Below are 14,269 nucleotides of genomic sequence, written 5' to 3'. Positions count from 1 at the left end.
TAGACGATCGCCGGGATCGAGGCAAGCGGATGCCGCCCGCCCGCCGCCCACGATGGGATGAACGCATGAGCTCGCCCCTGTGGACCGCCGACCAGCCCTCCGTCGCGACGCCGTTCGAGGCGGGCGCGCGGCACGACGTCGTCATCGTCGGGGCCGGGATCACGGGCCTGGCGACCGCGGTGATGCTCGCGGAGGCGGGTGTGGATGTCGCCGTGGTCGACGCCGGCGACGTGGGACAGGGGGCGACGGCGGCCTCGGTGGGGATGGCATCCCTCCTCCAGGGCACGACACTCGCCACACTGCGACGGCACCACCCGGCGAGCCTCGTGCGCGCGTACGTGGATGCCAACCGCGCGGGACAGGAGTGGCTCGCCGATCGTGCGGGTGACGCCGCCGACCGCCGGACGGCGTTCACGTTCGGCCGCGGACTCGACACCGATTCCGCCCTCGACGCCGTGCGCGACGCGGCGCGCGAAGCGGGGCTGCCCGTGCGGGAGGACGCCCCCGGCGACCTCGGTGGGCGCACCCCGGTGCGCGCCGTCGCCCTCGACGATCAGCTCGCGCTCGATCCCGTCCTCACCGCGACGTCCCTCGCCCGTGCCGCCGTCGACGCCGGCGCGGTAATCCACACCGGCGTCCGGGCGACGGGCGTCGCCGCGCTGCCCGGCGGCCGCGTCGACACCGCTCACGGACCGCTCCTGGGCGACACGGTCGTCCTCGCCACGGGCACCCCGCTCACGCGCCGAGGCCTGTACGGGTTCAAGACGCGGGCGTTGCGGTCGTGGGCGATCGCCTTCGAGATGGAGGGGGATGCTGATGCCCCCGGCGGCATGTGGAGTGAGGTCGGCGCCGAGGGGCGCAGCGTCGTGGCCGCCCCCTCGTCATTCGGCCGTCGGGTGCTCATCGTGACCGGGGCGCGGCATCCGGTGGGCTCGGCGCGCTCGGAGGCCGCGCTCGCCGAGGAACTCGCTGCCTGGGCGCGGCGGACCCTCCCGGTCGGCGAGGAGATCACGCGGTGGTCGGGGCAGGACTACCAGTCGCACAATCTCGTGCCGTTCGTCGGAGGGATGCCCCGGGGGCTGGGCCGACTGCGCTTCGCCACCGGATATGCCGGTTGGGGCATGACCAACGCGCCTGCCGCCGCGATGCGGTTGACGGACGAGATCCGCGGCGTCTCGCGCAGCGATCGGCCGCAGTGGATGCGCACGATCGGCACGCGTCTGACCGTGCCCGCCGACCTCGGGCGGGGGATCGGCGAGGCCGCACGGCGCGTTCAGGTGTCGACGGACGCGTTGAGATCGGCGCTGCCCGCCCCGGTTGACGCTCCGGCGGACGGCGCGGGTGTGCTCGCGAGGCGGGGTCTCCGCACCGCGGCGGTCTCGACGGTCGACGGTCGGACCCGCACGGTCGCCACCCCGGCGCCGTTGACCTGGAACGACGCCGAGCGCTCCTGGGACAGTCCCGTCGACGGCTCGCGCTTCGCGCCCGACGGGACGCGGCTGGAGGGCGCAGCATCCGCGGATCTGAGGTCGATGGGCTGAGTCGCGGCGCTCGCGAGCGTAAGTCCTGAGTTTCGGCGTCTCGGCGGCGCAAGGAGCGGGCGCTTCCGCGGTGAGGGCGGCTGCCGGTGACGGTTTCTCCGGAGTTCGGCACGGGGTGGCGGCGCACCCGGCGATGGCGGTGCCGGGTGATGCCCTGGTCAGCTCTTCGCGCCGCTGAGGGCCAGCGCCCCGCCCAAACCGATCATCATGACGCCGCCCGTGCCCGACAGCGTCGAGATGCGCTTCGGTGAGCGGGCGAACCATGCCCGGGCGGTGCCGGCCGCCAGCGCCCAGGCGCTGTCGCACGCGAGCGCGAGGACCTGGAAGATCAGGCCCAGCGTCAGCAGCTGCAGCCAGGCGGCACCCGCGTGCGGGTCGACGAATTGGGGCAGCACCGCGACGAAGAAGGCGATGGTCTTGGGGTTGGTCAGGCCGACGATGAAGCCCTGGCGCAGGAGGGTCCACGAGGAGGTGGGGGCGACAGCGGCGCCCGCGATGTGCGCGTGCCGGTGGCGGATCGCCTGGATGCCGAGCCACACGAGATAGATCGCCCCGACGATCTTCAGCACGGTGAAGGCGACGATCGAGGATGCCACGATCGCGCCGACACCGAAGGCGACGGCGAGCACCGCGGGCACGGTGCCGAGGGCGTTGCCCACGACGCTGAGCACGCCCGCGCGGCGCCCGAGTGCGATCGAGCGCCCGATGACGAACAGCACGCTCGGGCCCGGGATGACGATGATGACGACCGACGCGGCGACGAAGGCCACGAGGTTCTCGATCGGTGGCATTCGTGCAGCGTACTGCGGTCATGTTTCCCCGCCGTTCCGGGCGCCCTCAGCCCGGCGCCCGGGGTCCTGGCGCCCCGGCGGTCTGGCGCCCCGGCGCCGAGGCGCCGAGCACGGCGCGTGAGGGGTCAATCTGTGTCGCCTGGGAGGCGCCCAGGCGACAAAAACTGACCCCTCGCGCGAGAGGGACGGACGCCACGGCCCCGCGGCGCCGAGCGCTGCGGGAGAGAGCGGCGGACGCCTTGGCCCGGAGGCGCAGCGAGCGGCGCGTGAGGAGTCAATCTGTGTCGCCTACGAGGTGTCCAGGCGACACATATTGACCCCTCACGCGAGAGCCGTGGACGTCTTGGCTCGGCGCCGAGACGCGTGCGCGGTGCGTGAGGGGTCAATCCGTGTCGCCTAGGAGGCGTCCAGGCGACAGAAACTGACCCCTCACGCGCGGGCGGGGGACGGGGGCTACGCGGGCACGGCCTCGCGCGCGAGCAGCTCGCTGATGCGGCCGACGCAGCCGCCGCAGCCCGTGCCGGCGCGGGTCGACGCCTTGACGCACGCGACGGTCGGCTCCCCGGCCGCCACCGCCTCGCGGATCGCACCGGCGCTCACCCCGTTGCACCAGCAGACCGTCGCATCGGCGGCGAAGGGGTCGCCGGATGCCGCCATGCCGACGTCGGGCGCATCGAGGCGCAGAAGCGTCGATCGGTCGGCGGGAAGCTCCGACCCGCGCTCGAAGAGCAGGGTGAGCTCGGCGCCGGTGCGTGGCATCCCGACCGAGACGAAACCGGTCAGCACGCCGTCAACGGTCACGAGCTTGACGTACGCCCCGCGCGCGGGGTCGGCCCAGAGGGTGACCTGGGAACCGTGGCATCCGGGAGCGTGAGCGAAGGGGTCGGCGTCGACCGCGCCTCCGGCGACGACGTCGATGCCCTCGGCCTTCAGCATGACGACACCGGGCCGCTCGGCGACGGCCGGCGTCTCGGCCCCCGTCGACAGCAGCGCCGCGAGCCGGTCGGCCTGCCGCCAGCCCGGACCGATGAGTCCGCTCGGGCCGCCCGGCACGCGGCCGTCGGCGTCGGCGTCGGCGGGGTCGGCGACGTGGGCGCAGTCGCCGATGGCGAAGATGTTCGGGTCGGTCCACGAGCGCGACGACCCGTCGACGAGCACGCCCGTCGAGGTCGCGAGGCCGGCGATGGATGCCACCTCGGTGCGCGCCGCGACGCCGCACGACAGCACGAGCAGGTCGCCCGCGAGCACCTTGCCGTCGGCGCAGACGAGCCCGTCGAACCAGGCCTGGCCGTGGTCGTCGTAGCGCTGCACGATGCTCTCGGCGCGGGCGTGGTGCATCATCTCGACGCCCACGGCGGTGGCGGCGGCGGCGAGCACGCGTCCGCCGTTCTCGTCGAGGGTGCGGTTCATCGGGGCGGCGGAGTGGTACGCGACCACGACCTCGGCCCCGGCTTCGGCGGCGGCCAGGGCCAGCTCCATGCCGAGCACCCCCGCGCCGAGCACGACGATGCGCTGCCCGGCCGAGACCGCCGCGCGCACGTGCTCGGCGTCGGCGAGGTCGCGCAGGGCCACGACGCCGCGGGGGAGCGGCGTCGAACCGCGGTCGAGCTCGGCGGGAACGCCGGGCCTGGTCGCGCGGTGCCGCTGGGCCTTCTCGAGCCCCGCGAGCGTGGGCACGTTGGCGCGGGCGCCGGTCGCCAGCACGAGTCGGTCGTACGGCAGACGGATGCCGTCATTGAGGCGCACGACGCGACGGTCGCGGTCGACGCCGACCACCGTCATCCCGAGCACGAAGGTGACGCCCGCTTCTTCGGCGGCGAGGCGGCCGCCCATGTCGAGGCCGTCGCGGTCGGTGCGGCCGACGGCGTATTCGGCGAGCAGCACGCGGTTGTAGACGTCGTGCGTCTCGGCGCCGACGACGGTGAGGTCGATGCGGCCCTCGCGCACGGCGGGCAGCAGGCCCTCGACGAGTCGCGCCCCGACGGGGCCGTAGCCCACCAGCACCACACGCTCAGCCATGGATTGCCTCCTCAGAGTTCGCGGCGACGAGCACCGGCGGACGCTCGACGACGTGCGGCGCGGCGGCGTCCGGTCGCTCGATGGGCGCAGCGGTCGTGGGCGCGGGGATCCCGGCATCCGGAGCCACCATGACCCGCGTGCGCTTGAACTCGGGCATCGCCGAGGTCGGGTCGACGATCGCCTCGGTCAGGCGGTTCGCGCACTCATCTCCCGCGTAGTGGAACGGCAAGAAGACGGTGTCGTGGCGGATGTCGGTCGTCACGCTCGCCCGCGCCTTCACCGTGCCGCGCTCGTTCGACACGGCGACGAGGGCACCCTCGCGGATGCCGAGCCGCGACGCCGTCGCGGGGTGGATCTCGAGCCGCGCCTCGGGGCGTGCGCCGTTCAGCTCGGCGACGCGGCGGGTCTGCGTGCCCGACTGGTACTGCTGCAGGTAGCGGCCGGTGACGAGGGTCAGCTCGGCGCCTCGGTCGGTGGGAGCGGGGGGAGTGGCATCCACGGGCACGAGCTTCGCACGGCCGTCGGCGTGAGCGAAGCGCTCGGTGAAGGGACGCGGGGTGCTCTCGGAGCGGTACGGCCAGTACGCCTCGATGCCGGTGTCGAGCAGAGCGTGCGACAGGCCGGAGTAGTCGGCGACGCCGCCCTCCGACGCGCGGGCGAGCTCGTCGAACACCTCGGCCGGATCGGTCGACCAGGTGGATGCCGCGCCCAGGCGCCGCGCAATCTCCGACATGATCCACAGCTCGCTGCGGGCACCGTCCGGCGCGGCCAGCGCGCGGCGGCGGCGGACGACCCGGCCCTCGAGCGAGGTCATCGTGCCCTCCTCCTCGGCCCACTGCAGCACGGGCAGCACGATGTCGGCGAGCTCGGCGGTCTCGCTGAGGAAGAAGTCGCACACGACGAGGGCGTCGAGGGCTTGGAGCCGCTCCCGCAGGGCGTCGACGTCGGGTGCCGAGACGACGACGTTGGAGCCGGCGACCAGCAGCGTCTTCACCGGCCCGCCGAGTTCGCCGAGCAGCGCGGTGGCCGGGATGCCGGCATCCGGAAGCTCATCCGGGTCGACGCCCCACACCCCGGCGACGTGCCGGCGCGCTTCGGGGTCGCGGATGGAGCGGTAGCCGGGCAGCTGGTCGGCCTTCTGGCCGTGCTCGCGTCCGCCCTGGCCGTTGCCCTGGCCGGTGAGGGTGCCGTAGCCCGAGCCCTCGCGGCCGACGAGGCCGAGTACGAGCGCGAGGTTGATCGCGGCGGTCGCGGTGGCGGTGCCGTCGACGTGCTGTTCGACGCCGCGTCCGGTGAGGATGTACGCGCCGCCCGCGGCGAGGCGCCGGGCGGTCTCGCGGAGCTGGGCGACCGGGATGCCGGTGGTGGAGGAGGTGCGTTCGGGCCACCACTGCGCAACCGAGCGGCGCAGGGCATCGAAGCCCGCCGTCCGCTCTTCTATATATGCGCGGTCGGCGAGGCCCTCGGCGATGACGATGTGGGTGAGCCCGAGCAGCAGCGGCAGGTCGGTGCCGGGTGCGGGCTGCAGGTGGGTGCCGGCGCCGTCTTCGGTGAGGCGCGCGGTGGCGGAGCGGCGCGGGTCGACGACGATCAGGCCGCCCGCGGCGCGGGCTCCGGCGAGGTGCGCGAGGAACGGCGGCATGGTCGCGGCGACGTTGGAGCCGAGCAGCAGGATGGTCCGCGCGTCGTCGAGGTCGGTGACGGGGAAGGGTAGGCCCCGGTCCATACCGAAGGCCCGATTGGATGCCGCGGCCGCCGACGACATGCAGAACCGGCCGTTGTAGTCGATGCGCGAGGTGCCGAGGGCGACGCGGGCGAACTTGCCGAGCTGGTACGCCTTCTCGTTGGTGAGTCCGCCGCCGCCGAAGATGGCGTTGGCGTCGGGTCCGTGGGTGGCTTTCGTGTCGCGGAAGGCCGCGGCGACGGCATCCAGTGCCTCATCCCAGGTGGTCTCGGCGAGCGTGCCGTTGGACTGCCGCATCAGCGGCATCCGGAGTCTGTGGGGGGATGCCAAGAGCTCCGCCGACGTCCAGCCCTTGGCGCAGAGTCCTCCCCGGTTGGTGGGGAAGTCGCGGCCGGTGACCGTTGTCACGGCGTCATCCGAAGAAGCGTCGTGAAGGACGGTCATGGCGCACTGCAGCGCGCAGTAGGGGCAGTGGGTGTCGGCGGAGCTCATGGACATCAGATGCGGGTGCCGCTCTTCTTCGACAGCGTCAGGTAGACGCTGGCGGTGATGGCGAGGAAGGCGACGTAGGCCAAGGCGAACCAACCGAGGGCGGGGGTGTACGAGCCGAACGTCGTCTTGGAGAAGCCGAGCAGCTGCGGGATGAAGAAGCCGCCGTACGCGCCGATCGCCGAGATGAGGCCGAGGGCCGCGGCCGCCTTGCGCTGCGCGCCGATGCCGCCGTTGGCCTTGAGGGTGAAGATCGTCGGGATCATGCGGTAGGTCGAGCCGTTGCCGATGCCCGCCGCGGCGAACAGCACCAGGAAGCACGCGAGGAACACGGCGAAGTTCTGCATCGGCAGGGTCAGGATGACGCTCAGGATGCCGAGACCCATCACCGTGAAGGCGCCCATCGTGATGACGGTGCCGCCGAAGCGGTCGGCGAGCTTGCCGCCGTAGGGGCGGGCGAGCGAGCCGACGAGCGCACCCATGAAGGCGAGGGTGACGGTGGCGGTGCCGATCGCGATGCCCTTGAAGTCGGGGAACGTGTCGGCGAGCAGCTTCGGGAAGACGCCGGCGAAGCCGATGAACGAGCCGAAGGTGCCGATGTAGAGCACGGCCATGATCCACAGGTGCGGCTCTTTGAGGGCGGCGAGGGATGCCGTGATGTCGGACTTCGCGTTGGAGAGGTTGTCCATACGGAAGTACGCGCCGATCATCGCGACGATGATGAGCGGCACCCAGATGAGACCCGCGAGCGGCAGGTTCAGGGTCGCCGCAGCACCGACCGTGATGACGATCGGCACGACGAACTGCGCGACCGAGGCGCCGAGGTTACCGCCGGCGGCGTTGAGTCCGAGGGCGTAGCCCTTCTGCGCGGCCGGGTAGAAGAAGGTGATGTTCGCCATGGAGCTGGCGAAGTTGCCGCCGCCGAAGCCGGCGAACGCGGCGATGAGGAGCAGCAGGCCGAAGGGCGTCGCGGGGTTCGACACCGCGATGGCAAGGCCGATGCTCGGGATGAGCAGCAGGGCTGCCGAGACGATCGTCCAGTTGCGACCGCCGAAACGGGGAACCATGAACGTGTAGGGGATGCGCAGCGTCGCGCCGACGAGGCTCGGCATGGAGATGAGCCAGAAGATCTGGCCCGTGTCGAGCTGGAAGCCCGCCGCGGGCAGCGAGACGACGACGACCGACCACAGCTGCCAGACAACGAAGCCCAGGAACTCTGCGAAGATCGACCACCGCAGGTTGCGGGAGGCGATGGCCTTGCCCTCCTTGGCCCACTGCGTGGCGTTCTCGGGGTTCCAGTTGTCGATCCAGCGGCCGGGGCGGTGTTCTAAGGCTGGGGCTTCCGCGGCGGCTGTAACGGCGGGCGGCGCGGCGGCGGCTTCGGGGCGCGGGTCGGTGACGGTCACGGGTTCCTCCATGGGCGATGTGGGGAGGTGCAGCGCCCCGCATGGGCTGGGCGTGCCGCCAGCGTAGGGAGGGGGCGTTACCCGTGACTGCGTCGTCGGGGGCGGGGAGGTAACGGTTGTTTCACCCGCGGAGGGGGTGGGGGAGAGGGGGAGTTTACGTGCGCGTTACATCGGAAGGTAGCGGGCCATATAGCTGAAGTAGCAGAAGAGTTGAGAATAGGCGACGTAGGGCATCGGGTGAGACCTAACCGTAACGTCGGCGATTTCATGCGTGCGTTTGACCAGTTTTGTAAGATGCCGGGTGTGTCCCTGGACGAGAAGTACGTGGTTCTCATTGACGCAGACAGTGCTGCGCTGACATCCCGCTTGCGAGCGCGCAGACAGAAGTACGTCTTGAAGCGACTCAGCTCGCGCGCTGACAACTGGAACGTCATGGCTAGCTTGATCGAGGCTGACGGGGCAAGTCTGGTGATTGCTCGACTGAACCGCCACAATCTGGAGCAGATGACGGCGTCAGGTACTCCGCACGCGGACGAGTTGTATAAGGAGCACGCTCTCTCGGCTCCGCGGTTGCTAAGAGCGATCTCTTCAATTCCGCACCTAGTCCTTCTGCACGAAGATATCGGCCTTGGTCGGGATTGGAAGTCGGAGGCCCCAGCGGGGTGGTTGTATGAAGGGGAAGAGTACGACGAAACGCTCAGTGAAGCGACGCGAGCATCAGCGTTCGAGCTTTTCGATAGGTGTGGAGTGCAGCCCACTTTTTACCGCCGCAACGCGGAGGCCGACGAGCTGGCCGTGCTTTTTGTCGACGACATCTCGAGCAATCTCCTCCTAAGAATATATATCCCTTCGGGGGCGGTTTTTGGCAACGAAGCCGCTGGAATTCTCGATATGTTCCGTGACTGGTTGGTAACAACTCAGCGCGTGGGCGTCCGGCGTGCTGGCTATCGTACGACGCGCGGCGAAGTGGTGGAGTTTTACGCGGACAGCTCCATTGCTCACGATGATATCGTTCCCCGCTTCGAGCAGTTCCAAAGATTCGTGGATCTCCTATCCGACGCGGATGCCGCGCTCGAATCTCTCATGGCACTGGGATTTGGTCCAGACGCAGCGAGTGAATTCATTGCTCGCAATGTGCGAGCACTTCGGCGCCTCCGGACCGATTTGCGACATGACTACGAGCGCAGACTTCTTGCTCTGCGCCAGGCTGCCGAGGCGGAAGTTGTCGAGGAAGTCGACACCAACGTTCCGTTTCCCACTGTTGAGAGCGCCGTGCTGCGACTCTTCGGCGGCTCGGAGGTGCTACCGAGGATCGCAGGCATCGAGATCCCAGGAACGGTTGTGAGTGATACAACCCGCCGCGAGCGAATCCAAATTGAAGGAGTGCAAGAGGGTCAAGAGCCGCGTGCGCTCATGGCGGCGGTTGAGGCCTTCGATACAACGGGACGTCTTGCCACCATGGTGCACGACATTGAAGATTTGGAGACGCCGCGGGACCGGCGGTCGGCGGCAACCGCAGCGCTAAAGTCCTTTCTGATACGAAGCCGCGACCGCATAGAAAGCGAAGGGTTCAAGGTCCTTTTCAGATGGATTGAGTATCAAGCCGGTCTCTAGTCAACGAGTATGAATTGGTTGTGTTCGAACGCTCCAATCCGTAACCAGCTGACGAAGTTGCCGCATTGCGCGCTGGCGAGCGACTTTCATGATGGACGCATAGGGCATCCGGGCAGAGCGCATTTGTATCTATTCCGTGGATCCCTGGCGCTTCGCCCGCACGCGCGCCATGCGGGCTGGCCCCTGGAATACTTCGGAGAGAACTTCGGACATCAGCGCCAGGATCTCTTCCGCATCGTTTGAGTTGGGCTGCACATCGATGTCGCCGTGAGCCATGTCGTTGCCCGCGAACCGTACTTCGTGCGCCTCGTCGGCGATTGCGGGTCGGATCAGGTTTCCGTCTCTCAGGTCTTCAATCTTGCTAGCCAGTGTGCCCCGGGTGTAGCCCTTCGCTTTAGCTGTGGCTTCGATCACAGTACGCGCCATCAGGATTGCTGCCATGTTGTTCCCAATCGACGCACTCGAGTAGGCCTGTCGCGCAGCGCTAGCGATGTGTTGAGGGACGTCATCCACTGCCGGAGTGACGCCGACTCGCGGAAGCCACGCGATCTCATTCGATCTCTCTATGAATTGCGTTGTTCGACCGCGGTCCGTGTCGCCGTGGTATCCCGGATCTCCCGCGAAAGATGCACTGGCCATCGATAGCCGCCCGCAGTTGTCACACGTAGCGGCAATTTGCACCAAAGTCCCCGACGGTGTCACCTGTCCCCACCTCGTCGTGAAATGGGAAAGTCTCTCGCAGTGTCCGCACGTCGTCGAGGCCATAGGTGAATGGTAGGCCTACTGGCCTGGTGTGTGGAGCGGCACCCATCGCGGCAGGAATATTAGTCGAGAGGGTTGGGCGGGTGCGAGCCCCGAGTTGCATAGCAAGGCCGCAGCGCGTGTCCAGGCGCCCGCTTCATCCCCGCCGCGCCCGCAACCGCGCCTTCTTCTCGTGATTGCCGCACGTGTTCATGTCGCACCACCGCCGCGTCCGGCCGCGACTGGTGTCGAAGAACGCTGCGCGGCAGGTGGGGGAGGCGCAGAGCGCGAGGGCGCCGGGGCGCACGCCGGCGAGGATCTCGATGGCGTCGGCGGCCACGACTCCGAGGGCTGCCGCGACGGTCGCGGGCTGCCCGAGGAACCATCGCCGGCGGCCGTCCTCGGCGAGCACCGCCACGGCGCCGCCGCGTGCGCTGAATCGGTTGATGACCTCGACGGCGTCGCGAGGGCGAGGCCGCCCGACGGCCTGAGCCGACGCGGCGATATGGATCGCCTCGCGCAGCTCCACCGCGGCGGCGAGGTCGGCGGGCGAGCACGCGCCGACCGTGAGGTCCACCTCCCGCAGCCAATCCGCGAGGCGCGCGGGGGTCGGGATCCGCTCTATGGGTGCGCCGAACCGTTCGGTGAGCGTCCCCGTGAAGGTGGTCGCGAGCACGGAGCCGAGACGAAACTCCGGGTCGCGAGCAGTCATGGAACCAGCATAGGAGGTTCCGATTCGTCGACCCAGGTGTTAGAACCGTCATAGCCGGTTCCATCCGCCGGTCGATGAGGAGCCTCGATGAGCGACCAGAAGACGACGAACCGGATCGAGCGCTTCGAGCCGCACGCCACCGACGAGGACCTCGTCGCGCTGCGCGCACGCCTGACATCGACGCGACTCCCCGAACGCGCAACAACACCTCACGACGCGCGAAGCCGCGATCGGTGGGAGCAAGGCCCACCCCTCGCCGACATCGTCGAGCTGATCGAGTACTGGCGCACCACCTATGACTGGCGTCCGTTCGAGCGTCGACTCAATGAGATCGGCCAGTTTCGCACGGTCGTCGACGGGCTCGGCATCCATTTCCTCCACCGCCGTTCGCCGCGGCCGGATGCCACTCCGCTCGTTCTCACCCACGGCTGGCCGGGGAGCGTCGCCGAGTTCGTCGACATCATCGACGAGCTCGCCGAGCCTCAGGATGCCGAGACCCCGGCGTTCCACGTCGTCGTGCCGTCGCTGCCGGGGTATGGCTACTCCGACAAGCCCACCGGAGAGGGGTGGGGCACGGAACGCATCGCGGCCGCGTGGGTCCAGCTCATGGGCAGGCTCGGGTACGACCGCTTCCTCGCCCACGGGGGCGATTGGGGCGGGCCGGTCACCATCGCGCTCGGTGGCCGGTTTCCGGCGCACGTCATCGGCATCCACACCACCATGCCGATCGCGCCGCCCGGGCTTAGCCTCGACGGGCTCGACGCCACCGAACGGCAGTGGGTCGAGCACACTCGCGCCTTTGAGAGGAACCGTCTCGCCTACGCGAGGGTCATGGCGACCGCGCCGCAGACGATCGGGTACTCCCTGGTCGACTCGCCCGTCGGGCTGCTCGCATGGATCCTGGAAAAGTTCTTCGAATGGAGCGACACGGTCGACTCGCCGTTCGAGACCATCTCGCGCGACCGCTTCCTTGACAACGTGACCCTGTACTGGCTCACCGCGACCGGCGCATCTGCGGCACGGATCTATTTCGAGAGTCACCAATCGCTCGATCCCGACCTGCGGGTGACGGTGCCCGCGGCCCTCACCACCTACCCGCACGACATCGAGAAGCATCCGCGGCCCTGGGCGGAGGAGCGGTTCCGCCATATCGTGCGATGGCGGGCGCCCGAGGCGGGCGGTCACTTTCCCGCGCTGGAGATGCCGGGGGAGTTTGTGCGCGATCTGCGGGAGGGGCTGGCGGCGGTGCTTGCGGCGTCGGAGTGAGGTGTCGTGGGCCTGATCGTGTTCGTCGTAGAGAAGGAGCGCAGGAGCTTCGGATCGCCCGAAGCAACGGGAACCGCGAGGGCAGTGGGCGTCGGGCGATGGCATCCACTTCTTTCCTGTTCCACGCCTCGCGCCGGAAAGAGATTCCGTGCCTCGACCGTCGCGGCCGCGCAGCGTCAGCGCCCCGCCGCGCTGCGCGCCTTCGCCACCCCCTCCGCGCGGCGCGTGACCGCGAGGGCGACCGCGGCGATCGCCGCAGACGCGAGCATGACGACGGCCAGGGGAGCGGCGGTGCCCTCACCGCCCAGGCTGACCAGCGGCGAGACCACTGCGGCCAGCCCGAACTGGGCGGCTCCCAGCACGGCCGAGGCGCTCCCGGCGATGCGGGGGACGGCACCGAGTGCCAGCGCGGTCGCGTTTCCGAACACCAGGCCCAGTGACCCGACGGCCGTGAAGAGCGGCACCGCGAGCCAGAACGCCGGTGCTCCCGAGAAGACGAGAAGCGCGAAGGCGATGGTCGACGCGGTCACGATCGCGATACCGAGGGTCAGGACGCTCTCGACCGAACGGGCGGCGGTGAGCTTCGGTGCGAGCGCGCTCACGAACACCAGCGCGAGCGCGTTCAGGCCGAACATCATTCCGTATCCGACCGTGTCGAGCCCGAGCATGTTCTGGTAGAGGAACGGCGACGCCGAGATGTACGCCATCATCACGGCGAAGCCGAACGCGAACACCGTCGTGTAGCCGATGAAGGTCCGAGACCACAGTGCCCGCAGGGGGGATCCGGATGCCACCCGCTCCGCGCGCAGCGCGTCGCGGCGGGCGCGCAGGTGCGTCTCGCGCACCACGACGAGCACGGCGACGAGCATGGCCACCGACAGCCCCAGAACGATCGCCAGCAACCCGCGCCAGCCGATGGGGCCGGTCAGCAGACCGCCGAGGAGCGGGGCGACGACCGGGGCGACGCCACCGACGATCATCATGAGGGAGAAGGCACGCGCGGCGGCCTTTCCGGTCGCGAGATCGGAGATGACCGCGCGGCCGATCACCATTCCGGCGGCCCCGCCCAGGCCCTGCAGAAGACGCGCGACGACGAGCACGGCGACGTTCGGCGCGAAGACCGCAATGGCGCTCGCGAGCACGCACAGCGCGGCTCCGGCGATGAGGGGCGGGACGCGCCCGAACCGGTCGGAGAGCGGGCCGAACACGAGCTGTCCGGCGGTCACGCCGATGAGGAACGCCGTCAACGTCAGTTGCACGGTCGTGGCCGACGTCGTCAGCTCGACGGTCATCTGCGGGAACGCCGGCAGATACAAGTCGGTGGCGAAGGGCGCGACGGCACTCAGGAGGCCGAGCACCAGCAGGAGGGGCGTCGTGATGCCGTTCGAAGGGGATGCCAGTTGCGTGTGCACGGAGTCGGTATCGGTCGTCATAGTTATGAAAGCATAACTTATTATCTCCGGCTGGTACAGTCGCCGCGTGCCCCCCGCGATCTCCGACGATGCTCTCGCCGAGTTCGCCGACGTCGTGATGCGCGTCGCGCGCGAGATCGATCCGAACGGCCCCCAGGCGCCCGACATCATTTCGCTGACGGGAACGGAAGCACTCGTCATGAGGTGGGTGCACCACAATCCCGGCGCCTCGCCGAGCGCCGTCGCCAAAGCAACCGCACTGCAGCGCAGCAACTGCAGCGTTGCGCTGCGCTCGCTGGTCGCGAAGGGCCTCATCGAGCGTCAGACTGCTCCGGATGATGCCCGCGCCGTGCGCTTGCAGCCCACCGCTCTGGCGGAGGAGAGCGTGCGGAAGCTCCACGCCTACTGGGCCGACCGCCTGCGTGTCGCGCTCGACGGCGACGATGCCGGGGTTCAGGCAGCGGCCGCCCTGCTCGCTCGTGTCGATGAGGCACTGCGCCGCGGCGACGATGCCCCTCCGGCGTCATGAGCGGGAGCGTGTCGGGGGACTGGCGGATGCTCTCGACATCGAGTCGTCGTCTCCGACTCAGTGCG

At 69.5% G+C, this 14,269-nt stretch carries 11 protein-coding genes; 4 read left to right on the top strand and 7 right to left on the bottom strand.

Translation table 11 applies throughout. The features are described from left to right. Positions 1 to 65: 65 nt before the first annotated feature. Positions 66 to 1,541 (top strand): FAD-dependent oxidoreductase, encoded by a 1,476-nt coding sequence (locus tag QE392_RS17200; protein ID WP_307453865.1) that lies wholly within the window; start codon positions 66 to 68, stop codon positions 1,539 to 1,541. 158 nt (positions 1,542 to 1,699) lie between these two features. Here QE392_RS17200 and QE392_RS17195 read toward each other — a convergent pair whose 3' ends face one another. From QE392_RS17195 to QE392_RS17180, 4 genes are all read right to left on the bottom strand, one after another. Further along, on the bottom strand, positions 1,700 to 2,332 hold the full coding sequence (locus tag QE392_RS17195; protein ID WP_307453863.1) for a LysE family translocator: 633 nt from the start codon (positions 2,330 to 2,332) through the stop codon (positions 1,700 to 1,702). A 453-nt stretch (positions 2,333 to 2,785) separates the two neighbouring features. Beyond that, positions 2,786 to 4,351 carry an FAD-dependent oxidoreductase gene (locus tag QE392_RS17190; RefSeq protein ID WP_307453860.1) on the bottom strand — a complete coding sequence of 522 codons (1,566 nt, stop codon included), beginning with the start codon at positions 4,349 to 4,351 and terminating at the stop codon, positions 2,786 to 2,788. After that, positions 4,344 to 6,527 (bottom strand): molybdopterin oxidoreductase family protein, encoded by a 2,184-nt coding sequence (locus tag QE392_RS17185; RefSeq protein WP_307453858.1) that lies wholly within the window; start codon positions 6,525 to 6,527, stop codon positions 4,344 to 4,346. Before QE392_RS17185 ends, QE392_RS17190 begins: the two co-directional genes overlap by 8 nt. 5 nt (positions 6,528 to 6,532) lie before the next feature. Then, positions 6,533 to 7,942 (bottom strand): MFS transporter, encoded by a 1,410-nt coding sequence (locus tag QE392_RS17180; RefSeq protein WP_373426490.1) that lies wholly within the window; start codon positions 7,940 to 7,942, stop codon positions 6,533 to 6,535. Between the two features lie 291 nt (positions 7,943 to 8,233). On the opposite strand from QE392_RS17180, the gene QE392_RS17175 reads away from it, so the two are divergent. Further along, positions 8,234 to 9,544: a hypothetical protein gene (locus QE392_RS17175; protein WP_307453853.1), complete on the top strand. Its 1,311-nt coding sequence runs from the start codon at positions 8,234 to 8,236 to the stop codon at positions 9,542 to 9,544. A 129-nt stretch (positions 9,545 to 9,673) separates the two neighbouring features. On the opposite strand, the gene QE392_RS17170 is transcribed toward QE392_RS17175, so the two are convergent. Then, positions 9,674 to 10,183, bottom strand: a complete 510-nt coding sequence (locus QE392_RS17170) for a DUF4145 domain-containing protein (RefSeq protein ID WP_307453851.1) — start codon at positions 10,181 to 10,183, stop codon at positions 9,674 to 9,676. A gap of 259 nt (positions 10,184 to 10,442) precedes the next feature. Then, entirely contained in the window at positions 10,443 to 10,997 is a 555-nt protein-coding gene (locus QE392_RS17165; RefSeq protein ID WP_307453848.1) for a CGNR zinc finger domain-containing protein, read from the bottom strand. 87 nt (positions 10,998 to 11,084) lie between these two features. Between QE392_RS17165 and QE392_RS17160 the strand changes: the two genes are divergently transcribed. Continuing rightward, positions 11,085 to 12,263: an epoxide hydrolase family protein gene (locus tag QE392_RS17160; protein ID WP_307453845.1), complete on the top strand. Its 1,179-nt coding sequence runs from the start codon at positions 11,085 to 11,087 to the stop codon at positions 12,261 to 12,263. A 176-nt stretch (positions 12,264 to 12,439) separates the two neighbouring features. Here the strand turns inward: QE392_RS17160 and QE392_RS17155 are convergent, their stop codons facing one another. After that, on the bottom strand, positions 12,440 to 13,696 hold the full coding sequence (locus QE392_RS17155) for a multidrug effflux MFS transporter (protein ID WP_307453843.1): 1,257 nt from the start codon (positions 13,694 to 13,696) through the stop codon (positions 12,440 to 12,442). Between the two features lie 46 nt (positions 13,697 to 13,742). Between QE392_RS17155 and QE392_RS17150 the strand changes: the two genes are divergently transcribed. Continuing rightward, positions 13,743 to 14,204: a MarR family winged helix-turn-helix transcriptional regulator gene (locus QE392_RS17150; RefSeq protein ID WP_307453841.1), complete on the top strand. Its 462-nt coding sequence runs from the start codon at positions 13,743 to 13,745 to the stop codon at positions 14,202 to 14,204. Positions 14,205 to 14,269: the final 65 nt, after the last annotated feature.

The organism is Microbacterium proteolyticum (assembly GCF_030818075.1).
In the GTDB taxonomy this organism is placed as follows: Bacteria; Actinomycetota; Actinomycetes; order Actinomycetales; family Microbacteriaceae; genus Microbacterium; species Microbacterium proteolyticum_A.
Note: the sequence above shows the minus strand (reverse complement) of the source record. Positions and strands in the feature narration are given on the sequence as shown.

Bases quoted from the DNA above. Each gene is read 5' to 3' on its own strand.
- QE392_RS17200 (WP_307453865.1), top strand. From the start codon at position 66: ATGAGCTCGCCCCTGTGGACCGCCGACCAGCCCTCCGTCGCGACGCCG.
- QE392_RS17195 (WP_307453863.1), bottom strand. From the start codon at position 2,332: ATGCCACCGATCGAGAACCTCGTGGCCTTCGTCGCCGCGTCGGTCGTC.
- QE392_RS17190 (WP_307453860.1), bottom strand. From the start codon at position 4,351: ATGGCTGAGCGTGTGGTGCTGGTGGGCTACGGCCCCGTCGGGGCGCGA.
- QE392_RS17185 (WP_307453858.1), bottom strand. From the start codon at position 6,527: ATGAGCTCCGCCGACACCCACTGCCCCTACTGCGCGCTGCAGTGCGCC.
- QE392_RS17180 (WP_373426490.1), bottom strand. From the start codon at position 7,942: ATGGAGGAACCCGTGACCGTCACCGACCCGCGCCCCGAAGCCGCCGCC.
- QE392_RS17170 (WP_307453851.1), bottom strand. From the start codon at position 10,183: ATGGCCAGTGCATCTTTCGCGGGAGATCCGGGATACCACGGCGACACG.
- QE392_RS17165 (WP_307453848.1), bottom strand. From the start codon at position 10,997: ATGACTGCTCGCGACCCGGAGTTTCGTCTCGGCTCCGTGCTCGCGACC.
- QE392_RS17160 (WP_307453845.1), top strand. From the start codon at position 11,085: ATGAGCGACCAGAAGACGACGAACCGGATCGAGCGCTTCGAGCCGCAC.
- QE392_RS17155 (WP_307453843.1), bottom strand. From the start codon at position 13,696: ATGACGACCGATACCGACTCCGTGCACACGCAACTGGCATCCCCTTCG.